Origin of the sequence: Methylotuvimicrobium alcaliphilum 20Z (assembly GCF_000968535.2) — a bacterium.
In the GTDB taxonomy this organism is placed as follows: domain Bacteria; phylum Pseudomonadota; class Gammaproteobacteria; order Methylococcales; family Methylomonadaceae; genus Methylotuvimicrobium; species Methylotuvimicrobium alcaliphilum.
The window spans coordinates 62,753-87,454 of record NC_016112.1 but is presented as its reverse complement, the minus strand read 5'-3'; the positions used below and the strand labels follow the sequence as shown (position 1 = coordinate 87,454).

The following is a 24,702-nucleotide window of genomic DNA, read 5'->3' as shown; positions in this document are numbered from 1 at the left end:
TTTCGACAGGGTGTCGCAGGGACGATCGCATAAGCCAACCACTCGGCGATAAACGCCTCGAATCGCTAGTCGATTCGAGGCTTTTTTTATGTTTCTTAGGCCGCCGCGGTTCTCGATGCCTTTTTGCGCTCATGCTCCTGCAGCAATTTCTTACGCAAGCGAATCGATACCGGCGTCACTTCAACCAGTTCGTCTTCATCGATAAACTCCAAGGCTTGCTCCAGCGACATTTTCTGAATCGGCGTTAATATCAGATTCTCGTCGGTTCCCGCCGCCCTGATGTTAGTCAACTGCTTCGCTTTAGTCGGATTCACTACTAAATCGTTGCTTCGCGAATGAATGCCGACTAGCATGCCTTCGTAAACTTCATCGGCATGTACCAAAAACAACTCGCCGCGCTCCTGTAACGCAAACAAAGCATAGGCCAATGCTTTGCCTTGAGCCATAGAGACCAACACGCCGCGTTTACGCGCGCCCAATTCGCCCTTCTTAATGGGTCCGTAATGATCGAAAACATGATACAACAACCCCGAACCGGAGGTCGATGTCATGAACTCGGTTTGGAATCCGATCAAACCTCGTGACGGGATCATATACTCCAGCCGAATACGGCCTTTACCGTCCGGCACCATGTTCAACAAATCGCCTTTGCGCTCGCCGAGTTTTTCCATGATGGCACCTTGATGCGCTTCCTCGACTTCGATCGTCACGAATTCGAAAGGCTCGCATTTTTCGCCGTCGATTTCTTTGATAATGACTTCCGGCCGCGACACACCCAATTCGAAGCCTTCGCGGCGCATGTTTTCGATCAATACCGAAAGATGCAGTTCGCCGCGCCCGGAAACCTTGAACTTATCCGGGTCGTCGGTATCCTCGACTCTTAATGCGACATTATGCTGCAATTCTTTTTGCAAGCGATCGTGAATTTGTCTCGAGGTGAGAAACTTACCTTCCCGACCGGCAAACGGCGAGGTATTGACTTGGAAAGTCATGGTCACGGTCGGTTCGTCGACCGACAAGGCCGGTAAGGCCTCGACCGTATCGGGATGACATAAGGTTTCGGAAATTTCCAGCTTATCGATGCCGGTAAACGCGATAATGTCCCCAGCTTGCGCTTCCGGCACTTCGACGCGCTCTAAGCCATGGAAACCGAAAATTTGTAAGATACGGCCTTTGCGGATCGCCCCTTCGCGATTGATCAACGTCAACGGCATATTGGTTTTCACTTTGCCGCGCTGAATACGCCCGATCCCGATCACGCCGACATAGGAGTTGTAATCCAGGCTACTGACCTGCATTTGGAACGGCCCGTCCAAGTCGACATCCGGCGGACTGACTTTTTCGACGATCGTTTCGAACAACGGCGTCATATCGCCGTCGGTCGCATCGGTATCTAAACTGGCATAACCGTTTAGCGCCGACGCATAGACGATCGGAAAATCCAATTGCTCGTCGGTTGCGCCAAGACGGTCGAACAGATCGAAGGTTTGATCGACCACCCAATCCGGACGAGCGCCGGGGCGATCGATTTTATTAATCACGACAATCGGCTTTAAACCCAACGCAAACGCTTTTTGCGTCACGAAACGCGTTTGCGGCATCGGCCCGTCAACGGCGTCGACTAGCAACAACACCGAATCGACCATCGACAGTACGCGCTCCACTTCTCCGCCGAAATCGGCATGGCCTGGAGTATCAACGATGTTGATATGATAACCGTTCCAATCCAACGCGGTATTTTTGGCCAAAATCGTAATGCCCCGTTCTTTTTCAATGTCGTTCGAATCCATGATCCGCTCAGAAACCTTTTCATGGCTTTTGAACGTACCGGACTGTTGTAACAACTTATCGACCAAGGTGGTTTTGCCGTGGTCTACGTGCGCAATAATTGCGATATTTCTTAAATTTTCGATCACTTAAATAAACTCTGAAGATTAATGAATTATGTGGCAACCTGAACTTCTGATTGAGAAGCCAGACACCGAACATTGAGAAAGACAGGATTTGAATGGTTATAACTTCGCACGGCCACATTTGCGGCTTTCTGACGCGCTCTTTTGTCCGGTAGCTGCGTTGCGAAAACAGTTATATAGCTTGCTATGCGCCTGTTTTCACGCCTTGCTACCGAACAAAATAGCATTGCCATAAAATCCGCAAACATGGCCGCGCGAAGTATATTTAACTTTGTTCCCAAGGTAAATCATGAAAACGCCAACCGCCCCGGTTGCCGCGATGTTTATCGTCGTCGAGAGGCCCTTCGAAGCCTTCCAATATATTGATAGGGCGAGAATACCCAGCAGCCGCCAAGGCAGCCGCCGCATCCAACGATCGCTGTCCGCTTCGGCACAACAACAACACCGGCGCATTTTTATCGGGAACCGCTTCGGCTACCTGCTCGACAAACGCAGGATTGACTTGCCAATCCGGATTTTCTTTCCATGGAATATGAACCGCGCCGATCGGGTGCCCGACGTAGCTATGTTCCATTTTAGTCCTGACATCGATTAGTACGGCGCTCGGATCGGTTTGCAATAATTGCCATGCTTGTTTCGGTTCTAAGTTTTCTACCATAATGGAATCGATCGACTAAATTTAACGGATGGTATTCGAGAGATGCTTTTCAAACAGATCGCGACGGATTCAATTTCTTGCTTTTAAAGCCGTTAGAATTTGAATAAAATTATACCTATCGTAGATTAAAATTCGGCACTGCAGAAATTTCAAGTGTGAACGGTATATTATTTTCTACCAATGAATTGAGCTTCATTTCTGAGGCCTAACTCTATGTCGCCTATCGATCCGTATTCCCGATAATAAATCGGCTTTAATTCGGCAAATAATTCCAATAATTCGCCTTCAGCCAATAAAAAATCGGGATTGTTCGGCCCTCTTTCAACGACTTTCTCGCGGGTATACGTCTGATAAAATAACAAACCGCCGGGATTCAACGCGTCTATTATCGCATCACACAGACTCCGGTCAAGAAATCGACTGATAACAATGACATCGAAACGATAGCCGGAGAAAGATTTTTTATCGATGGCCCATTGCTTCGCCTGAATAGCCAAGCCTTGCTTGTTGGCATCAGCTTGTAATTTTTCTACCGCTACGGTCGATATATCCCAGGCAAAAACAGCCAAGCCTGCCGCCGCAAGTAATCGAGCATTAGCGCCTAAGCCGCAAGCCAGGTCCAAAGCCTTACCCTTTTGCGGCAACAAAAATGCATTTTCCGATAAAACTTCAGCAGGCCTGTATTCCGAAATATTGGCTTGACGATAAACGGCATCCCATTTTGCCGCAATTTCATTAATTGCGTTAGATTCCATCAATACCGACTCGCCTAGGCAACCACTCCTGCAAAAAATCCAAAAACTTTCTGACTTTGGTAGACAGATATTTTCGATGCGGATAAACGGCGTGTATCTCCAGGGGCGCCAATTCATAGTCTTCCAAAACCGGCATCAATTTGCCTTTTTCAATATCTCTACCGACAATATATCTAGGCAACATCACCATTCCTAGACCTTCTATCGCACCGACTCGTATCGGATCGGCCACGTTAGCGACGATGCGCCCTTTCACCTTGATCATCAAATCACCATAAGGGCCCTTGAACCGCCATTGATCCCTCGGCGGTATCGACCAATTGACCAAACAGCTATGATCGGTTAAGTCCTCGGGCGTTTTAGGAATTCCATATTGTTGGAAATAACCGGGAGCTCCGCAAACCACCAAAGGCGAACTGGCGAGTTTGCGCGCAATCATACTGGAATCTTCGACGCCGCCCAAATTTATCGCGAGATCAATGCCCTCATCGATCAGGTCGCCCATATTGCCTTGCAAAATGATAGTCACCTCCAGATCGGGATACAACTTGAGAAACTCCGATATCGCCGGCGCAATTTGAGTGGCGCCGATGACTTGCGGCGCACTGATTTTCAGCGTTCCTCGAGGCTCGGTTTGCAGTTGCGTTACCGTAGCTTCCATTTCTTCGATATCATCCAATACCTGCTGGCAACGCTCCAGATACGATGCACCCATTTCTGTCAGACTCAGACTTCGCGTGGTTCTATTAAACAGCCGAGTGCCTAAATGCTCCTCCAATTGCATGATATGCTTGGTCGCCATGGCTCTCGAAATATCTAAATCGCGCGCACCACCGGCAAAACTGCCGGCCTTAGCCACCCGAACGAAAACATTCATACTGGTTAATTTGTCCATTCATCTCTCTTTGAGTTTCAGTTGCTCGAGCCAACAGCTTAACCCGTTGCTCACGATAATTTTGTTTTAGAATCTATCCGCCACTACAATACGCAACTATCGCTTGTCATTTATTTCGTTTTTACTTAATATTCCCGGTGGTATTAGCGCCATAGGCGAAATTTCAAAACTCCATCTTCCAAACAAACGTCTCGATAAATTTAGTCTCAAGAAAAAGATTGCTAGTTTGCATGCCTTTTTGTTTCCAATCAAGAAACAATTTATCAACAAATCAGCCTATTGTCTGCTGAAATAAACTCTGTATAGTATTTCCCAAGCCCGCTGCAAAACTTCATTGACCCACTAATAGTCAACGATAGCTATGCATCGGAGACCCCTTATTCGTTGAATTTAACTGCAACTTGCCGGAATACCATCGACTTGATAGAAAATTCCTATGCAGATTCGTTTACCATGTTCTAACCCTCCTGGTGTAGTACCAACAAGCAGTTCCTCCTCAAAACTCTGCTTGATTTTTCACCTCCCTCTGCTTTCAAGCATTGGGAGGTTTTTTTTGTCTCTTTAATCATGCTCTACTACTTTTTTCAAATAATTCGGCAATGAATTATTCGCTGCAGAACTATTCGTCGAGCAGATGAACAGCCAATCGTCGATATCGCATTGGGGCGAAAAACCCGATACCGCTTGTTTCAAAATCATCCGGACTTGCCGATAATCGTCAACTAAGGCAGCCTGCTCCATTGCCGACAACAATTTTTCAAGCTCATTCAAAGCAATAACCTCTTCTTCGGCCCGCATGATACGCGGATGGTCGGTTACGGAAACATTATCGCCTATCAACAACTCTTCATAGAGCTTTTCTCCCGATCGCAAACCGGTAAATACAATCTCGATATCGCCGTCAGGTCGCGCATCACCCTTGACCGTTAAACCGCTAAGCTTGATCATACGTTTCGCCAAGTCCAAAATCTTGACGGGTTCGCCCATATCCAAAACAAAAACATCGCCGCCCTGACCCATTGCACCGGCCTGTATCACTAATTGAGCGGCTTCGGGTATCGTCATGAAATAACGAATGATTTTCGGATCAGTCACAGTCACCGGCCCACCCTTGGCAATTTGTTCACGGAATAACGGCACCACAGAACCCGACGAGCCCAACACATTGCCGAAACGCACCATCGTAAACCGCGTTGCTCGCGGGTTTTGATTTTCAATGCTTAAGGCTTGTAAAATCAGCTCGGCAAAGCGCTTGGTCGCCCCCATCGTGTTAGTTGGCCGTACCGCCTTATCGGTCGAAATTAATACGAAAGTCTCTACATTCGCGTTGATAGCGGCGCGAGCGGTATGTAAAGTGCCGAATATATTATTCCGAACGGCTTCGCCCGGGTTTTTCTCAACCATCGGCACATGCTTATAAGCAGCGGCGTGATAAATCGTTTGCACGCCGAATGCCCGGCAAATTTTTTCTACTCGGCTACCGTTAACCACCGACCCGAGAACAGCGATGATTTGCGTATCGACAACATCTGATTTTGCCAAATAAAGATTTAACTCCCTCTCGATCTCATAGAGCGCAAACTCGCATTGCTCGTATAAAATCAATACCTTAGGTTGCAATTGAATAATTTGCCGACACAACTCCGAGCCGATCGAACCGCCGGCACCGGTAACCATTACCTTTTTGCCGGCCGTATTGGCGGTCAATAATGCTTGATCCGGGTCCACGGCATCCCGACCCAGCAAATCGGCGATATCCACCTCTTGCAATTCATCGAACGTCACTTTGCCTTGCGCGATATCGGACATTCCCGGCATTGACCGAACATGGACCGGAAAAGGCTCCAATAGGCGAATTATCTCGCTCCTCCTGCTTCTAGCTACCGACGGCATCGCCAACAATATATCAGTAACGGCAAATTTATCGATCAAATAACTTAGCGCGGTAAACGGATGAATCTTAACGCCGTTAACTTTTTGCCCATGCAACAAGGCATTGTCGTCGATAAATGCAATCGGCCGAAAATCATGACCCTGTGCCAATGCCGAAGACAACTGCACACCTGCGCTTCCTGCGCCATAAATTATGACATTTTTACGACCACACAACTCAGGATCGGCACTACGGGCCATGCGAGCATACTGCTCGCCAAACCACCACCGAGCCATATACCGGCTTCCACCGGCAAATAACAACATAATCAACCAATTCAGCGGCGGAACCGTCCTCGGCACCAAGCCTACTCTCAATTGAAATACTAAGGCGGCAAATATCAACGCATACAAAGTGACCGCTTGAACAATCGTGGCTAACGCTCTGACGCCGATATAACGAATAATCGCCCGGTACAAACCCATTCTGATAAAAATCGGAATGACAATACAAGGAGCCAATACGAACAAGATCCAAACGCGGTCTTCGGGAACATAAAACTCACCAAACCGCAAAGAAAACGCCAGCCACAGTGCGAAAACCGCAAAAAACACGTCCGCACTCATCGTTATCGCCGCCTTTTTAGGCCGCGATAATCTTAAAAACCAGTCCGCTAAATTTTCCATGCTCTTTAACCCTTCCAAAATGAAACTCACCGTATTGCTCAACGTGCCGGTTATACCTGATCCGAATCGAAGCTGCTAACATCAAGGATTTCCGATAGGAAGGCTTGTATGCCGATCGGCAGTTTTGTCATACACCGGCTCCGAGCGCTTCGAAATCGAATCCGACTACCGAACGACTTTCCTTACTGAATTCGACGCCAATCAAATGGATCGGCACGCATTCGGCTTTGTATTTTTCGGCATAGTTCTTATCCTTCAATTGCTTAAAAGCCTTGCCTTCCGGCACCAGTTCCACGACTTTGAATTCGAATAGATAGATTTGCCCGTTGAAATGCACTGTCATGTCGATACGGCCATGATTGGTCGCGTCTTCGAGCGTGACGGTCAAGCCCAACGCCGCGAAGTAGCTATAGAACACGCTCGCATAGTATCCTTCGTATTGCGCGATCGAGTTGTTGCGGTACCAATCGTGCGGAATGCCGGTGTAAAAGGCCGTGAATAAGTTTTGAAGACCTTCGAAATCGTTAACCAGCAATAAATCGTATAATTGACCGGCCTGCCTGCCGTAACGTACCGGATCGACGGTCAAGGCTTGCAGCAGAACGCCGTTCAGACTCGCCTTCACTTCCAGATTCGGATACCCCAATGTCACTTGCGTCATCCCGGGTAAATTCCGCGACGATACGATTGTCAAATAACCGGTTTGGAACAATAAAGCTTCGCTGGCGATATGATCGACATCGAAAGTCGACAGTAAGGTTTCGGTCGCCAACAGTTTTTCGAAATCCGGCGTGAAAAAACCCCGTTGCATCAGCAGATCCACCAAAAACGTCGGCGTGCCGGTCTCGAACCAGTAAGGTTTGAATTCACGCGTATCGAACAGAAGCAATAGATCAAAAGGATTATAAACCGCCTCGCCCAGCCAATTGTAACCATTGTACCAATCCCTGATTTTGCCCCGTTCAAGGCCTTGCAATTCCGGCGCGAATACCCTATCGAGATCGGCTTCGGTATAACCGCATACCGCCGAATAGCGTTTGTCGACGGTGATATCCTGTAGATTATTCAAGCCCGAAAACAAGCTAACCTTGCTGAATTTGGATACGCCGGTCAAAAACGCAAAGCGGATATGCGCATCTTGCCCCTTGATCACCGAGTATAGATTGCGCAAGCCATCGCACATCTGCCGGGCGATGTCCGGGTTAGTAATGTTGTCGAGTATCGGTTTGTCGTATTCGTCGATTAATACAACCGCGCGTTGACCATATTTTTGATGCGCCAACCTGATCATTTCTGAAAAATTACCGGAAATACTCGGCTGTTGAGGATCGATACCCAATTGTTTTCTATTGAAATCCAGAACTTCTCCGATTTTCTCATCCAAATCGGCTCGGCTCTGCAGCACACCTTCGGCAAAACTAATCCGAATCACCGGATACTGCTTAGCCCAATCCCATTTATCATGACAATAAAGCCCTTGAAACAATGCTTCGTTGCCGGCAAATAATTCGGCCAGCGTGTCGAGAAACAAAGATTTACCAAAGCGCCTCGGTCGCGACAGAAAATAATATTTACCCTCGACCGCAAGCTTCAACGCATAAGCTGTCTTGTCGACATAGTAACAATCGTCTTCGCGTATTTCGCAGAAGGTTTGTATACCGATCGGAAGCTTTTTTCGCGTCATTTTGTTAATCACTATTTAATAAAACGGTAGACCGGATTAGCAAGGCGTCATACGCAAACATGATTCAATCATTAGTCGTGCCGGCGCCAAGCTTCAGAACTGCAACACACAAAGGCGCCATCGCAACGATACAGATCAACGGTGCCCAAGCTTCGTACACCACCGACACATAAGCCCAAGGCAGTAACCAAAACACATTTATCGCCAGCACGCTTTGCGTTACCTTTTTATGCGAATTTAAGCGCCTCGATAATATCTGATAGGCATGACTCCGGTGAGCCTGATACCAAATTTCCCCTCTCATTATTCGTCGACATAATGTTGTCGTGGCATCGACGATGAATACCGACATTAAAATCCACCAACACCACATATTCAGCCCCCCACTTATTGAGGTCATTAGGGCCATCAAACCTAAGATAAATCCCAAAAATCCGCTACAAGCATCACCCATGAAAATCTTCGCCGGCGGCCAATTCCATACTAAAAAACCGCCTACGCAAGCGGCCAATAATAATGAAATCAATGCCCAATACATTTGACCTTGCAGCCCCAGCAGCAAAACGGCCGCACCTGCCGTCGTCATTGCCTCAACACCCGCGAGCCCATCGATACCATCCATGAAGTTATAAAGGTTCAATAACCAAACGAGCATCAAGCTATAGAAAAAAAACAAAATTATCGAACTATCCAAGACCCAGGAAAACAATTGTATCCCCGGCAATTCCGGCAGCAAGAACAATGCGCCGGTTGCCGCGATAAAATGCACCAAAAAACGCCATTTAGCCGCCAACGGTTGATGATCATCCCAAAAACCAATTCCGGCAATCAAAGCACTTGACAGAATCAACACAGCTATGGAATGAGGGTCTACCTCCAGTTCATAAATAACCGTTAACCCTATAATGGTGGATAAAAAGACAATAACAACAGCGAAACCACCTCCTCTAGGCGTCGGAACATCATGCGAACTTCGTAAATTTGGAATATCTATCAATCTTTTTTTTAGTGCGTATCGCCTAATTAGCCCAGTTAACAGATAACTTGCCGTAAAAACATATAAACATAATGCTATCGTTAAAACCATAATCAACCTATGACTGCCTATCATTGAGGCAAGCTCTTAATGAATAGCTGTTTGCCAAAAACCGGCAACAACAATCTGCATTCGACTTATTTTGATTGATAAGTCTCATCAATGAGTTAAATCTACAACGACGGGTTTCCCCTAGCGCAGCCTCATTGCATTTAGAATTTCGTGATAAATAACGCCCTGAAACTATGAGCTTTGTTGAGGTTTCGGTAACTCGTTTGACAGGACGCAGTGAACCCAGCACCTAAATTATTCAAGATAGTTAACCATAGCCAATGGATAGAATTTAGGTGCTGGGCGAATACGTCCATGTAGGCTTGACGGCGGCGACTGATTGCCATGGATGGCGTGTATTAGGGCACCAACAGTAGGCGCTTTAGGCGATGCAGGGCAGAAAAATGCTCCTGCATTTTCTGCATTCATTACATCCATGTAACTCAGCAATTGCCGAGGAGCAAAAATCTACAAACGCCATGGATAGCGTGAATGCAGATTTTGCAGGAGCAAAAATCTGCCCTGCCGCCGACACCTGCCAATCGAGCTACCGAAACCTCCATAAAATAGGGAAGTCATTTTCGACCAAATCCTAAGAAGGGAATAACACCCCTTTTTGCTACTTAAAATACGCCTCGGCAGCTTTTTGCAATTGTGCTTCCATCGTAATGACTGGGCTCCATCCCAATAGCCTTTTAGCCTTTGTACTGTCAACCCGTAATGAACCCAATAAGCTATTCGCAACCCCTGGTTTCCCGATAAGCTTAGCCGCAAAATACAACCAACTTACCGGCACCGGAATCAACAATAGTTTTCTTCCGAACGCCCTAGCGGTCATTTTCAATAAGTCTATCGTCGACACATCTTCGCCATCGGCAATCAAAAAAATTTCATTGGCTGCATTGGGATGATCGATACATATCACGATAAACTCCACTAAATTGTCCAGAGCTATCAGCGAGCGTTTGTTATCGACCGCACCGAACGGAAGCGGTATGCTTTTCGCCGCAAAATCCATAAGCCTTCTGAAATTACCGGGAGCATTGGGCCCATAGACCAGCGGCGGACGAATAATTACGACTTCCATTCCCGTTTCACTCGCTATTGCTTGTAGACCGCACTCCGCCTCATACTTCGACACGGCATAAGCTTCAACGGGGCTAGGTCTATCCATTTCGGTAAAAGGTTGTTCATTACTGTTGCCGTTGACGCCAATGGAACTGATAAAGACAAAGCGTTTGACGCCTGCTCTCGCCGCCTGCCTGGCTAAATTCAAGGTTCCTTCAACATTGACTTTCCGAAATTCGGCCAAGGGATCGGCGGAAGAATCATTCAAAACGTGTGCTCTTGCCGCCAAATGGACGATACCGTCAACATTCTTCAGAACCACTTGCCAATCCGTAGCGGCGGTAATTTCGCTAACCGTTACCGTCTCTATATTCGAATGAATAGAAGCGCTCTTATTTCTAACGATACCCGTAACCTCGTACTTTCCCGCATCCGTTAGTCGCTTGACAAGACCTTGCCCAATGAACCCGTTTACCCCCGTTACAAGAAGTTTCATCGATTACCCTGAACGACTGCATCATAAATCTGCATGGTTTTTTGGAGCATTGTTTGGAAAGTAAATTCTTTCTCAAACCGTTGCCTCCCATTTTGCCCCATCTGTATCCGCAAAGATTCCGACTCGACAAGGCTTGTAATGGCTTGAGCCAATGCGCCTTCATCATCACGGTCGACCAATATTCCTGTCTTACCGTCTTGAACCGCCTCGGGCACACCGCCTACCCTTGACGCAATAACCGGTAGCCCGGCACGCATGGCTTCTAAAATCGTCAACGGCAGACCTTCCCAATTAGAAATTAGACAAAAGATATCCGCCTTCTCCAACAGAGTATCCACATCATTACGGGCTCCTAAGAATTTAACGCGTTCCGCCAATCCATAATCCCTTGCTAAGTCAGTCATATTGCACATGGTCGGCCCATCGCCCACGAACTCAATGATCCATGGAAGATGTTTAAGCCGAGCCAGTGCCGTTAATAGGGCGTTATGGTTTTTGGGCGCCTCGAAACGCGCGACCATAATCAGCTTGATAACATGACCGAACGGCAGGTCTCTTTTTATTTTTCGATGGGAATCGGGTATGCCATTATGAATGGTCGTTAAAAGTTTTTCATTTCCAACACCCAAATCAAGCGCCAATTTTCTATCATAATTCGAGACCGTAATGATTTTATCCGCAAAATTCGCCATGAACCGTTCGATAAGCTTATAAACTAAACGCCTCTTATTGGAAACGCCCTCGGTAAAAGACCAACCATGAACCGTGAACACAACTGGAATATTCAACCGTTTTGCGACCAAACGCCCCAAAATACCGGCTTTCGACGAATGAAGATGCAGTATATCCGGCTTAATTTTTGAAATGATCTCTTTAAGTTCAAAGAATCCACGCCAATCATTAGCGGGGCTAATTTGGCGGACCATGTGACGCAATGAAATACAAGACAAGTGATTGGCTTTCGCGCGCGCTTGAAAAACACCATGTCCGCCAACCAAAATATAGACCTCATGCCCCGCCTCTTGAACCCCTCGAACCAGATCAAGCAAGTGCACACTCGCTCCCCCCATGACATCGGAACGAGTAATGACATAAACAATTTTCAAAATAATTCCTCAAAGCCTCGAGAATGAAAACCGCCCCGGCAATCCTAAGGAACGAGCATGAGATAACTTAGACAACTGTTGGAAGGGGGTTCGGTGGCTCGATTGACAGGTGTCGGCGGCAGGGCAGATTTTTGCTCCTGCAAAATCTGCATTCACGCCATCCATGGCGTTTGCAGATTTTTGCTCCTGCACAATCTGCATTCATGCCATCCATGGCAATCAGATTCCGCCGTCAAGCCTACAGGGACGTATTCACGGCGTCCTGTCAAGCGAGTCACCGAACCTCCGCAAAGCCTACTACTTGTATAAGTTATTTTGTGCATATTCCTAAATAGGTTATTTTCGCTATTATACGCTTAAAAACGATGCCTCCAGCGCCGCGCAAAAGTCAGAAGCTTAGGCGGTATTGACAACAGCAATGCGATTTTGATGTACAAACCCCACAACCCTAAATCTTTTACCAATTTTAGAATGCTTATGGCACTACCGTAATCCCCTGTCTCGCACATTCCCGCGCATGTATAAAAAGCAATCCGTGAAAAAAGTAACGAAATTGACTCCCGCCGATGCGTGCCCTCTACTTCCGACAGTAACTGACTGAGATAAAGCAAAGACCCGGGGGCCTCGCTCTCGCGCATCCGCACGCTTCGATTGACCGCATCTCGATTGTACACCGCGGTGATGACGGCAGCATGAGCTACCTCATAATCTAGCGCTAATCTTGTCCAAGCAATTAAATCGGGCCCCTTTTTTACACCGACCGGAAAACCACCAACAGACAACATCGCATCTTTTCTAACACATGCCGTCGTTGAATTAATTAAGGACAGGCCATTCGCAAAGCGGCAAAAAAAATCATCGACATAACCATTAAAATTCTGCGGATATGGCATTCCCGGAACTATCGTTGTTCCATCATGAAAGATTTCGTGCATCGTACTAAACAAAGCCGCGTTAGGATAAGATTTGATCAAATGCTGCAATCTCTCAATATGATTGTCATACCAATAATCGTCAGCATCTAGAAAGGCGACATAACAACCTTTTGCCTCCCTAAGCCCAGCATTTCGCGCACTACTTTCCCCCTGGTTCGTTTGTCGTATTAATTTGATCAAAGGATTTTGAAGGCTTTCTACGATATCCGCACCGTTGTCTGTCGAACCATCATCGACCACGATAATTTCTAACGGCAACACTTTTTGCGAAAGGACACTAGCTAACGTATGAGCGATATGCGGGGCTTTGTTATAAAGCGGAATGACTGTGGATATCGTTGGCAGCACGTTAAAGTCTCCGATAATTCTTAAATAGTCTTGCCAAAAAAATTACTAGTTGAAAGAACCGATGCTCCCCTGTCGCCAGTTGCACACGAAAACATTCGGTTAACGCACCCAGGATGTCGTTGCCGCTGGTTCCCTCGGTAGAAAACTCCCCGGCAACAAAATCGGCTTTGACAATATTAGCGCCGCTATCACCCACTTTCTTTAAAAAGTATTGATCCGCCGCCATCGGAAATCGGTGAGAATATAAACCGAATTTTTCATGCAAGCCTTTACGAATGGCGGTTCCGACGGCATGGCTACTGACATAGGCAAACTGCCCGTACAACCAGGGCCAAGGCCGCCTTACACTATGAACAATACCATCGGCGAAAACCTTTGCGGTGATTATATCGACATCGGAATCGTCTACAGCCGAGCGAAACGCCGCCACTGCTTCCGGAAACAGTCTGTCGTCGGCACCTAAAACCAGATAGTATTTTCCGCTTGCCATCGTAACAGCACGATTCAACGCATCATAAATCCCAAAATCCGGTCTTGAATCCACTGCTAAATTTAGGTCTTTAACTTGAGCCAATAGCTCTAATGTATTATCAGAGGAAGCCCCATCGGCAACGACCCATTCAAAATCTTGATCGGTCTGAAGCCTGAGACTTTCTATTAATCTTGGCAATACAGATGCGGCATTATAAGTCGCCGTTATAATACTCAGCGTTGGCTTATTTCGATTAATGTCACTTGTCACTGGAATTTTCGATTATTTGATAAATATAACTTTTGCCGGCTAAATTTCGAAACCGGGCAGCCTACCTAAATTAATGGGCAAAATTGGAAGTACGAAAGATAGAATCATTATTAGACTGACGAGACTAATGATTGATAAAGCCGGCTATATTGATCAGCCACGATCGAATAGGAAAAACGCGCGACCGCATCCGTCCGTGCATTTTGACTCAACTCATCGTTACGCTTTTCGTCTTGCATTACCCATTGAATACCCCATGCCAAATCTTCAATATCAAAGGCACGGGCTAAATAACCGGAGTGTTTATGTCGAACAATATCGGGCAAGCCGCAAGTATCGAAGGCAATCACCGGAGTCCCGCAAGCGAGCGACTCAACACCGGCATTAGGTAAGTTGTCCTGGCGCGACGGCACGACAATTGCGTCCGCCGCACTATAAAAAAGACGCAAACTCACATCGTCGTGCAAATGACCTGTGTAATGCATTGGAAACCCGAATCCCTGGGGGTGTTTCGGAGCCAATTGTCCAAGTACCAATAGCTCTAAATCCGGCATCAAACCCTGTAAATGCAACAAAGACGCTTGCAATAAATCGAAGCCTTTACGAAAATCGCTTACGCCCCCTATTGCACCGAATAACAACAAAGGCACATCTTCGGGTAAATGCAATAATTGCCGTGCCAACGCTTTGTCGACCGGGGACCATTTTTCGGTATCGATTGCGTTCGGTATCACCGTTAACGGCCAATCGCCCATCAATACGCTTTTTCGAACGCAGTCGGCCAACCAGTGACTTGGAGTCACAATATGGAACGGCCGCTGCCAATGTTTGCGCTTGCGCTGCCAAACCCAGCGGTTGACATCCAGTCCTCGTTCGGAATCCGGCCTATTTTCTTTTGTATAGCCCTCTTGCCATCGTTGATGCTCAGGATAATGTTCTGCGCCGCTAAATGCCCACATGTCGTGCAATGTCCAAACGATAGGCTTGTTGAGACGAGCAATGTCGGAGATCGACATCATTTCATCATTGACCCAATGCAGATGAATGACACCACTATCCGATGCATTCAAATTTTTTGAGCGATTTGAAGGCAATATCGCGAGGGAATTGAATGTCGAATTGCCCGAACTCAAAGACTTTGAGCACAAAGCGCCCAATAATGGACGCAATTTACTAAGGGCTTTAGACCATTTTGATTGGGGTCCCATTACCGTCCAATCACCCGCCTGCGCATTGGCAACACACATACGCGAATCAATACCTTGCTGTCGTAAGGCATGATGGATGCGATAAGCCGCTCGGGCAGCACCACCGCTGATATCGGAACAATTAAGATGGGTAACTTTCAAGGTTTTATCGCCTCTAGGTACATCGATTCCGCGCCCTTTCGCGGAAGACCATTCGCATTGACATCCAAGGGCTCGAATGGAAAATCGGAAATAGCCGATGTTGTTGCGGACATTCGCCGCACATCCTTAAAGCCGGCTTGCAAAAGTAAACATTCAATCGTATGAAAATCATACATCCATGCATGTTTTTCCCCAACTCCGGTTAAACTGACATTTTGTTGCCGAAAGGTTGAAGGTAATAGCGACACAATTCCTTTTATATAAAATTGCTCCAGCTTATTAATAATCTTTTTGGGGTTTTTGATGAGTCTTGACCAACGATTCCCCGGCAAAGTCCGAACCGGCGCATGCAGATCATACCCAGTGCGCTGCCGGACGAACTCAATCATCTCTCGTTGTTCACTAGGCTCGGAGTTTAGCCTCGCATAATAGGCAGCCAATTCACCGCCAGAAACTCGACGCACACATTGGTCTAGCATTTCCAACATCAAAAAATCGGCCTTTTCGTGTTGCTCACCTCCTGAACGCCGCAGAGACAGATAGGTATCGCACAATTCCTCCCAATCCGGCAAGACCAAACGTAAAACGCCGCCGCTTTTGGTGATACGAAAACATTCCGATATGAAGCCGCTAACTAATTCACACGGTATATGCTCAATAAAGTGCGAGGAATACACAACATCCGCTTGCGCGTCCGATAATGGAAGCCGACCTAATAAATCGGCTTGACTGACATGAGAAGAGTGCGGCATATAATCATAATTCTTCCAGCCTTCGACATAAACATCTCCGCATCCGATATTAACAAGCATACTCATAATATTTACCATATAAAGTGAAGACTCGGCCCAAGATAGCTATCTAGACAAGCCGAGCTCGAAAAACAATCACATAATTTTCCAATGAGATAAGTCTCTGTCTATTAATTTTTCAAGTCTTTCGATATCGTTTTTATATAAATAGAAAAGCCTTTCTTTAGTCGCTTTATCTAGTGTTGGCTTAACTAAATTCGACTCTTGTATTTTCTCTAATTTTTGATTCAATTTTTCAGTTCCAAAAAACCAAGTGAGAAGCTTTTTTAAGGTTGGCTTAAATGGATATTTGCTTTTTATAATTGAATCGAGACACTTGTACTTTGGAACCCCTGTTTTATTTTTAAATGACGGATCACGAAATTGAAAAGTTTCATCGATACCAAGAAAAATGCATAATTCTTTTAAACATTTTTCTTTATCTTTTAAAAAATCATCGAATATTATAATTTTTACATCGTCAAAGTTTTCCAGATAAGACTTGACTGACTGATAGTAAAAGCCGGGTTTTGTGATAAAAAAACCATACCATATATTTTCCTTAACCCAGTCATCTTCTTTTCTCAAAACATCCTCAATACTGAGCTGGTCGAATCCATCTCTTACAATATGTAAGTAATTTGAATAAGCTCTATCTATCGGGTTTCTAAGAATTAAAATAATTTTGACCGATTCCCCTAACTCCGATTTGATTTTTTTTATTGATTCTTCATAATAATATAGATAATCAGGAGAAATATCGCCAATCGCCTTATTATGCTTATCGACGAATAAATTATAATATTCTTTATTATTCGATATTATCTTAGTCCATTTCTTTTTTGTGAATGGATTTATATTCTTGTCCGAGATATTTGAAAAGTATCTACATTCTTTTATCTCTGGCAAAAAAACGTCAGGATGTTGCTTTAAATAGCCATCTAGCGATGTAGTTCCGGACTTTGCGGCACCGACAATCAAAAAGTTAGGCCTACTCATATTTCATCGACCGAGTACCCAAGAATGTCGAGAAGTTCTTTTGTTTCCGATATTATGTATTGCCGAACACTTGCATCCATATCGGCAGCAGCTTTACCCGTACCGACAAATTGTAACTTTCTTAATGGATCGTATTTATTATAGAGAGATTCATTCTGTTTCATGCTTTCAAGACTCACAAGCTTAATCGCCTCATTTGCAGTATCGGAAGAAATACCGACTCCCAAATTAGTGTATAACTCAATGATTGCATCGAGTGTATTTTTTCTTAAATCTTCGAACTTGAGCACATGCATTCGTTGTGACTTGGGCTTGTTTAACCATCCTTCGACATGACTTTTCCAAGCCTGAATACCATATTTTTTATTTGTAACAAAATCTATGAGCGAACCTGAGAATTGTTGCCTTTGTGCCATAAACCCATAGTAGCTACTCATGACACTTACAGGATTTCTAACCAAGTAAATAACATGATTGTAAAATGGGCAATATCCGTAATGGCTTTTTATAAATCTAAACTTTGGCATATCCCACATTGGCTCGTCAATGATTGATCGGGAAACTTGAACGTCCGGAATAATCTGAGAAATATTATAATATGTTGCTCTATGAATAGACCCAGACTCGATCAAATTAATATTGGCGATGATACTGGAAAACCAAGTCACTCCACTTTTAGGAAACTCGACTATATAAATATCGCTATTCTTTGTTTTTTGCGGCAAATATTTATAATATTTATATTCAATCAGTTTTTCTTTTGCAAAAGCAATCATATTATCAGTCCTTGTAATAGCCATACTTCCCCAGACTTAGCTTAAAACTCTGGGATAATTTTTTGTTAGCGTCTTCATAGATATCCAAAATCGCCTTCCTTTGCTCAAAACTCATAGATATGGACTTGCTAATATGATCATTTTTTGAAAGCACAATCGAACGCAACCATTCTTTTTGTCTTTTTGTAAGCTTGATTTTAGCAATAGGCAAATATTTTTCTTTGAAAAAATATAACTTATCCAAAAGCGTCGTTTTTCTTATTCTCTTATAACCGTGACTAGTGCTTCGAATATTCTCTTGCTTATCTATGAATTCTTTTTGTATGCAATTGCCATCGACACCCAAAAAATCACATAAATTATTATAAAATTCTTTAGGATCATGTTGGAGTTGTTCGAATACGATTACATGGATATTTCTGTCGCCGAATATTTTTTTATATTGAGAAACAACATCATTATAATCCAGAGCTTTTTTAAATGCATGCTCACTTTTATCTTCTAAAAATAAACTTAAAAATTTTAAAAAAGTATCCGTCTCATTATATTTAGAATAATAATGCGTATACGATTGCGCATAAAGAGATGCTATCATGTCATCATGCTTTCTTATTGAAATTAGAATTTTTACGTCATATCGATTCTCATCAAATGCTCTTCTTAAAGCCATGGCAATATTATTACAACTAGGTAAATAATCTTTCCCTTTTACCCTTGATATCCGCAAGCAATCGAATAAAAATGCTTCTTCTGAAAGAATAGCTTTATTTTTTATTACGCTATCATCAAGAGTGCTGCTTATTTGCGATCTGACTTCATCATTGAAAATGATTTTAGCTATCAGTTCATCTTCGAATACAAATTTATTTTCCTTATCATAAAATTTACCTAAATATTGTATATCTTCAATATTTGAAAAAAAATGGTTTTGCAAGGTAGTCGTCCCTGTTTTTGGGTAACCAATATGAATAAATATTGTTTTTTTATTTTCCATTTTTATCCCAACTGATCCAATAAAATGTCAACAACGCCTTAGTTTGAAGCTTGAAGTTTATTCTAGTTCCTTTAAAAATGGCATTGCCTAAATATATAGCCAAAAAATAAGAAATTAAAGTCGCAAAAGCAGCGCCAATAAGACCATAATGGTTAATGAGTATTAAATTAAGCACAACATTAATCACCGCTCCGACAACTAAATTAAACGATATCAGCTTTTGCTTATTCTCAGCCGTATACCACATCCTGGAACCATTATTCATAAAAATAAATATATTAGACCATATATAAATAATTAAAATACCGACTGACGGCAAGTATTCGGAACCAAAAGCAGTTTCGACAATTTCTTCCGAAAACAAAGTAATTGCTATCGATATTACAACCGAAATAAGTATCAGAAGCCTATATAAGTTTAAGAGCCTTTGATAATACAACTTTTCGTCGACTTTTTTTGCATTCAATACGGCTGGAAATAATGAGGTAGTCACCGCAGCAGTAATAAATAACCATACTTCTGTTAACCTTACTGCAACGGCATAATAACCCACCGATACAGGCCCCATAATCTCCTTAATCATTACTTGATCGATTTTCATATAAACCGATATAGCAACACCGGATATTATCATCGGCCAGGATTCTTTAAGTAGCTTTCTGGCAATAGCTAAATCGAATATTCGGTAAAATGTTGGTTTTTTTTGTAATCGATAGGCGACAATATAACTGATGGCAAGACTAAGACTATCGACAAGCACAACGAGTACAAACCATAAAAGCTCCGCTTTAACCAAAACCAAATATATTTTGATAAGCGACGACAATGCTAGCTGAATAGTCTTGCAAATAGAAACGACTTTTCCTTGTACTTTAGATTGAAAATAAAAATCAATAACCTCAAAACCTTGGAAAATTATTCCCGCCCCTATAATAAAAATATATAGATTAGTCGTCGCATCGTTTGATGTGAAAGGAAGAATAATAGCGATGAATGTCAAGGCTAGAATTGCGCCTATAATTTTCAACCAAAATGCCGTTCCCAAATACTTGTCACGTTCATTCGGCTCGTTTACTAAGTCCCTTATCAATATCCCGTCAAAACCTAATTTTGCCACACACCCAAAAATAGCGGTAAACGAAAGCACATAACTCAACACACCAAATTGTTCCGGCCCCAGAAATCGAGCCACCCATATTCCAACAAGCAACCCGGCGACTATGCGTAAGACCTTCTCGCTCATTAGCCATAGGATATTATTCAAATAACGTATAAACCCTCGCTTTTTGATAATCGATCTAATCCTATTAGGGATATTATTCAACATTCAATAATACCTATTTTTTAACATCATGCTATTCCAGAATTGCCCATATCAATAATTTACTTGTGAATATTCAGCTCCCTGGCAATTATCGTTCCCACGCTTTGCGTGGAAACGATAGGGGAAGTGAATATACCTTTCGCACTTCAAATTTCGGCAGTGCCTGAGGAGGCGCCGAGGTGCTCGGCAAAGGCTTTGCCAGTATAGAGCCATTCACGGCGTCCTTTGACGTACATCCCGGTGCCGAATTTTGATCTACGATGGGTATAATTACATTTACGTTATTCATAGTGAAAAATCGTTCGACTTTATCAAATGCGGGATGTGTCTATCGAAGATCCAGCACCTAAATTATCTAAGATAGTTAATCATAGCCAATGGGTTATGGAATTTAGGTACTGGGTGAATGCGGATTTGGATGGACCAAAAATCTGCCCTGGGTCGCCTAAAGAGCCATGGATGGAACCCTAAAACTACACACACTATCCATGGCGCTCGCAAACGCTCTATGCCAGCATGGAACCGGCATAGAGCCTACAGAGACGTATCACACAGCACCCTTTGACAGACACTCCGGTGCCGAATTTTGATCTACGATCGCTATATCAAAGAGATGGGCTGAATATTTACCGAAATGTTCGTTGGATTTTTGCCTCAAGAAAGGTACGACTACAAAAAATACCCAATGCGAATAACCTTTCCCTCATTGAATTTTACCACCTCCCGAAAGCAATATTGGCGGCATTTGCACGAAAAAGCCCTTGGCTTTAAGGCTCTCGATCACTTTCCCTGAATCTTCGCGGGCCAATTTTCTATCCGACGTCAACTCGAGTTCCATCACGAATTGCATCGGACTCATTGACTTGAACAAAGTATCCGGCACTTCGGTAAAGTCGTCTTTTTTATCGATGTACAAATAAAGCTCTTCTTTTTTTAGACTTTTATAAATAAAACACTGCATAATCGGATTCTTTTAAACAACAACGGATTGAGCATTTTAGCTGTTTTTGTTTAGAATCCCTATGCCGATTAATTTACGATTCCCTCATGGCCAAATCCTCATTCGACTCTTCCCGCTTTTTTACCACCGCCTGCAATTTCGAAGGCTCGCTGATTCTAGTCGCCGCTTTGTTGGGCTGGTTCGCCGGTATTAACCCTTTTGCCGATCTTTATTTTTCCGAACAAGCGCTTTTTTACGGTATTGTCGGCACGGTGCCGTTATTTATATTTTTTTTCGCGCTAGAGCAAATCAATATCCCGTCGATTCGTAAAATTCGCAGCTTACTGGTCGACACTTTGGGTTCCGGGCTGAAAACGTGCCATTGGACCGATATTTTTTTTCTCGCCGCGATCGCCGGATTTTCAGAGGAGTTATTATTTAGAGGATTGATTCAACCGTGGATCGAAGCGTCTTGGGGTATAGCGGCGGGGCTTATCGGCAGTAATATCATTTTTGGATTGGTCCATGCCGTGACACCGCTTTATGCGCTACTGGCAACCTTAATCGGTATTTATCTCGGCTTGGCAATGGACTTCGGCGGCGAAAGAAACCTGATGACGCCGATGATCATTCACGGACTCTACGATTTTCTGGCGTTTTTGATGATTATGAAATCGTTCCGTCGCGGTAGCGAATAGTGGTGTCTTTTTCTTTATTTCTCTTATTCGCCCAACGGCTCGGGACGACCCAACCAAAAGCCTTGCGCATAGTCGACGCCTAATTCCAATAAATGCAAATAGATCTCTTCGGTTTCGACGAATTCGGCAATCGTTTGTTTGCCAAGCAAATGCCCAATTTCATTGATCGATTTGACCATCGCCAAATCGACCGGATCGCAACAAATATCCTTGACAAACATTCCGTCGATTTTTAGAAAATCCACCGGCAGATTTTTCAGATAGGCGAACGACGACAAGCCGCTGCCGAAATCGTCCAACGCAAAACGGCACCCGAGCGTCTTCAAAGCCCCCATAAATCGAGTCGCTTGGTTCAAATTGGCAATCGCGGCGGTTTCGGTGACTTCAAAACAAAAGCGATCCGCCGGTAAATTGAATTTTTTTAGCGCCGCCTGAATACAATGCTGAGCGGAATCTGAACCGAGCGTTTGTCCCGATAAATTGATCGAACACATCGACAAATCGGCCAATGCGCCCGAATGTTCGGCAAACCAAAGCAGCGTATTTTCGATGATATATTCGTCGATTCGGCTCATTAGGCCGTAGCGCTCGGCGGCCGGAATAAATGCGCCGGGCAAAATGACCTCCCGGTCGGCACTCAAAATCCTGACCAAAATTTCATAATGCTCGCCATTTTGCGTTCCGGTCGTGCAGATAGGTTGACGGTATAATTGAAAGCGTTTATGGTCGAGCGCGTCGTTGAGTTTGGCGACCCATTGCATTTGCCCGGATAGCCGGCGAATTTCCTCGTCGTTTTTTTGATAGACAAAAACTCGATTACGTCCGGCATCTTTCGCGGCATAACAAGAGGCATCGGCAACCATTAACAAATCGTTCAAGCAGTTAAACTCCTCGGTGATCGCCATCAAGCCAATGCTGACTCCGATATGAAAGCTTTGGTTGTTCCAGTTGAATCGATAATCGGCAATGATTTCGCGCAGCTCATCGGCCAATCGTTCAGCCTGCTCGATTCCGCAATGCTCCATCAGCACCCCGAATTCGTCGCCGCCCAAGCGCGCCAACGTATCCCGTTTGCGTACCTTACGCTGCAGCAATGAAGTAACCTGCTTGAGTAATTCATCGCCGGCGGTATGTCCGCAAGTATCGTTAATCACTTTGAATTGATCGAGATCGAGATAGCAAAACGCAAATTGATCTTCGCATACTTTACGAGTCTGCAATACGCGGTTCAGCCGCGTCTCGAATTCGCGGCGATTGACCAAGCCCGTCAATGGATCGTGCGACGCTTGATAGGCCAGCTCTCTCGATAAACGTCGGGCATGACTGACATCGCTGAATACCAAAACTACGCCTTGAATTTCGTTACCTTCCCCGCGAATCGGAGCCGCCGAATCCTGTATCGCATATTCGCGGCCCAATCGATCGATTAAAACTGTGCCGCTCATCAGAATTTTCGCCTCACCCTCGGATAAACATTGCGCGACCGGATTCGGCAATGGCTTTCGGGTTTTTTCGTCGATAATATGGAAAACTTCATCGATAGGGCGGCCGAGTGCTTCGGCATGCCGCCATTCGGTCAGTTTTTCGGCGGCGGGATTGATGAACTCGATCAGGCCCGTATCGCCGGTGACGATCACCGCATCGCCGATCGATTTGAGGGTTACTTGTGCGCGCTCTTTTTCCTGCATCAGCCTTTCCTCGGCCCGCTTGCGGTAATCGATTTCCAAACGCAATTCGGCGGTACGTTCTTCAACTAATTTTTCGAGATGCCGGCGGTAAGATTCCAGTTCCGCCTCGACCGCTTTCGCTTTTAAAACATTGTCGATTGTAATAGGGATGAGATGCAGATATTCGCCGTTGAGATCCTTGGTCAAATAATCGGCGGCACCCAGCTTCAGAGCCTTCACGGCGACGGCTTCATTGCCGCTGCCGGTCACGAAAATAATCGGCGTTGCCATCGGAATATAATCGACGATATCGAATGCGGTACCGTCGCCGAGCGCATGGTCGGCCAACACGATCTCGAAAGTCTGTTTTTTCAACAGATCAACCGCTTCAGCCACCGATCCTGCAATCGTATAGTCGTAAGGTAATTGCTCTTGCTTGACAAAGCGCTTGAAACTCATCTGATCGGCCAAATCGTCTTCGACTAACAGCAAGTTTACCGGCTTTTTCCGGTTCATGAACGTTGCGTCCAATAAGGCTTAAGCACCTGAATCGCGTCTAAAAACTGTTCGTAATCGACCGGCTTGAGAATATACCCGGAAATTCCTAAGTCGAAACAACGGTCGACATCATGCCTTTCTTTTGATGACGTCAGCATCATGACCGGAATATTTCTGAATACCGGATGCTCTTTGAGATGTTTCAGGCATTCGTGGCCATTCATCTTAGGCATGTTGATATCGAGCAAAATGATGGCCGGCAAGCCGTGTTTAGGATTGCGTAAATACTCGAGCGCTTGTTCGCCGTCGTGCACGACCAACAATTCATTGAGTACGCCAAGTTTTTTGAAACTCCGCTGAACGGTCATCACATCGACCTGATCATCCTCGACCAAGAGAATGGGTTGTATGTTATTCATG

Annotated in this window: 21 protein-coding genes; 1 reads left to right on the top strand and 20 read right to left on the bottom strand. The window is 44.7% G+C overall.

Annotated features, from left to right (window positions below; all coding sequences use genetic code 11):
- Nucleotides 1–95 precede the first annotated feature (95 nt).
- The 18 genes from typA to MEALZ_RS00275 form a co-directional block, all read right to left on the bottom strand.
- Nucleotides 96–1,916, bottom strand: coding sequence for a translational GTPase TypA (typA, locus tag MEALZ_RS00365; protein WP_014146594.1), 1,821 nt, complete (start codon nucleotides 1,914–1,916; stop codon nucleotides 96–98).
- Nucleotides 1,917–2,178: 262 nt separating this feature from the next.
- Nucleotides 2,179–2,571 carry a rhodanese-like domain-containing protein gene (locus tag MEALZ_RS00360; RefSeq protein ID WP_014146593.1) on the bottom strand — a complete coding sequence of 131 codons (393 nt, stop codon included), beginning with the start codon at nucleotides 2,569–2,571 and terminating at the stop codon, nucleotides 2,179–2,181.
- 167 nt (nucleotides 2,572–2,738) lie between these two features.
- Entirely contained in the window at nucleotides 2,739–3,326 is a 588-nt protein-coding gene (locus tag MEALZ_RS00355; RefSeq protein WP_014146592.1) for a class I SAM-dependent methyltransferase, read from the bottom strand.
- Entirely contained in the window at nucleotides 3,316–4,221 is a 906-nt protein-coding gene (locus MEALZ_RS00350; protein ID WP_014146591.1) for a LysR family transcriptional regulator, read from the bottom strand. Before MEALZ_RS00350 ends, MEALZ_RS00355 begins: the two co-directional genes overlap by 11 nt.
- A gap of 561 nt (nucleotides 4,222–4,782) precedes the next feature.
- Nucleotides 4,783–6,780 (bottom strand): polysaccharide biosynthesis protein, encoded by a 1,998-nt coding sequence (locus MEALZ_RS00340; protein WP_046060910.1) that lies wholly within the window; start codon nucleotides 6,778–6,780, stop codon nucleotides 4,783–4,785.
- A 127-nt stretch (nucleotides 6,781–6,907) separates the two neighbouring features.
- A complete protein-coding gene (locus tag MEALZ_RS00335) occupies nucleotides 6,908–8,464 on the bottom strand; it encodes an ATP-binding protein (RefSeq protein WP_014146588.1) in 1,557 nt (518 codons plus the stop codon).
- 64 nt (nucleotides 8,465–8,528) lie between these two features.
- Nucleotides 8,529–9,551: an MraY family glycosyltransferase gene (locus tag MEALZ_RS00330; protein ID WP_046061293.1), complete on the bottom strand. Its 1,023-nt coding sequence runs from the start codon at nucleotides 9,549–9,551 to the stop codon at nucleotides 8,529–8,531.
- Nucleotides 9,552–10,170: 619 nt separating this feature from the next.
- Nucleotides 10,171–11,115, bottom strand: a complete 945-nt coding sequence (locus tag MEALZ_RS00325; RefSeq protein ID WP_014146586.1) for a UDP-glucose 4-epimerase family protein — start codon at nucleotides 11,113–11,115, stop codon at nucleotides 10,171–10,173.
- Nucleotides 11,112–12,221: a glycosyltransferase family 4 protein gene (locus MEALZ_RS00320; RefSeq protein WP_014146585.1), complete on the bottom strand. Its 1,110-nt coding sequence runs from the start codon at nucleotides 12,219–12,221 to the stop codon at nucleotides 11,112–11,114. The genes MEALZ_RS00325 and MEALZ_RS00320 overlap by 4 nt, the downstream gene beginning before the upstream one ends.
- Nucleotides 12,222–12,577: 356 nt before the next feature.
- On the bottom strand, nucleotides 12,578–13,504 hold the full coding sequence (locus MEALZ_RS00315; RefSeq protein WP_014146584.1) for a glycosyltransferase family 2 protein: 927 nt from the start codon (nucleotides 13,502–13,504) through the stop codon (nucleotides 12,578–12,580).
- 1 nt (nucleotide 13,505) lies between these two features.
- On the bottom strand, nucleotides 13,506–14,246 hold the full coding sequence (locus tag MEALZ_RS00310; RefSeq protein WP_014146583.1) for a glycosyltransferase: 741 nt from the start codon (nucleotides 14,244–14,246) through the stop codon (nucleotides 13,506–13,508).
- A 110-nt stretch (nucleotides 14,247–14,356) separates the two neighbouring features.
- Entirely contained in the window at nucleotides 14,357–15,595 is a 1,239-nt protein-coding gene (locus tag MEALZ_RS00305) for a glycosyltransferase family 4 protein (protein ID WP_014146582.1), read from the bottom strand.
- Nucleotides 15,592–16,413 (bottom strand): class I SAM-dependent methyltransferase, encoded by an 822-nt coding sequence (locus MEALZ_RS00300; RefSeq protein ID WP_014146581.1) that lies wholly within the window; start codon nucleotides 16,411–16,413, stop codon nucleotides 15,592–15,594. The genes MEALZ_RS00305 and MEALZ_RS00300 overlap by 4 nt, the downstream gene beginning before the upstream one ends.
- Nucleotides 16,414–16,482: 69 nt before the next feature.
- Nucleotides 16,483–17,385, bottom strand: a complete 903-nt coding sequence (locus MEALZ_RS00295; protein ID WP_014146580.1) for a sulfotransferase family protein — start codon at nucleotides 17,383–17,385, stop codon at nucleotides 16,483–16,485.
- Nucleotides 17,382–18,161, bottom strand: a complete 780-nt coding sequence (locus MEALZ_RS00290) for a sulfotransferase domain-containing protein (RefSeq protein WP_014146579.1) — start codon at nucleotides 18,159–18,161, stop codon at nucleotides 17,382–17,384. Before MEALZ_RS00290 ends, MEALZ_RS00295 begins: the two co-directional genes overlap by 4 nt.
- Nucleotides 18,162–18,165: 4 nt before the next feature.
- Complete coding sequence (locus tag MEALZ_RS00285) at nucleotides 18,166–19,155, bottom strand: sulfotransferase domain-containing protein (protein ID WP_014146578.1); 990 nt, start codon at nucleotides 19,153–19,155, stop codon at nucleotides 18,166–18,168.
- Nucleotides 19,145–20,482, bottom strand: a complete 1,338-nt coding sequence (locus MEALZ_RS00280; protein WP_014146577.1) for a flippase — start codon at nucleotides 20,480–20,482, stop codon at nucleotides 19,145–19,147. Before MEALZ_RS00280 ends, MEALZ_RS00285 begins: the two co-directional genes overlap by 11 nt.
- A 700-nt stretch (nucleotides 20,483–21,182) precedes the next feature.
- Entirely contained in the window at nucleotides 21,183–21,440 is a 258-nt protein-coding gene (locus MEALZ_RS00275) for a YcgL domain-containing protein (protein ID WP_014146576.1), read from the bottom strand.
- A gap of 86 nt (nucleotides 21,441–21,526) precedes the next feature.
- Here MEALZ_RS00275 and MEALZ_RS00270 point away from each other — a divergent pair, with 86 nt between their 5' ends.
- The gene (locus MEALZ_RS00270; RefSeq protein ID WP_014146575.1) at nucleotides 21,527–22,117 is read left to right on the top strand and encodes a CPBP family intramembrane glutamic endopeptidase; all 591 of its coding nucleotides are present in this window, start codon (nucleotides 21,527–21,529) and stop codon (nucleotides 22,115–22,117) included.
- A 23-nt stretch (nucleotides 22,118–22,140) separates the two neighbouring features.
- Here MEALZ_RS00270 and MEALZ_RS00265 read toward each other — a convergent pair whose 3' ends face one another.
- Entirely contained in the window at nucleotides 22,141–24,300 is a 2,160-nt protein-coding gene (locus tag MEALZ_RS00265) for an EAL domain-containing protein (protein ID WP_014146574.1), read from the bottom strand.
- The gene (locus MEALZ_RS00260) at nucleotides 24,297–24,701 is read right to left on the bottom strand and encodes a response regulator (protein WP_014146573.1); all 405 of its coding nucleotides are present in this window, start codon (nucleotides 24,699–24,701) and stop codon (nucleotides 24,297–24,299) included. Before MEALZ_RS00260 ends, MEALZ_RS00265 begins: the two co-directional genes overlap by 4 nt.
- Nucleotide 24,702: the final 1 nt, after the last annotated feature.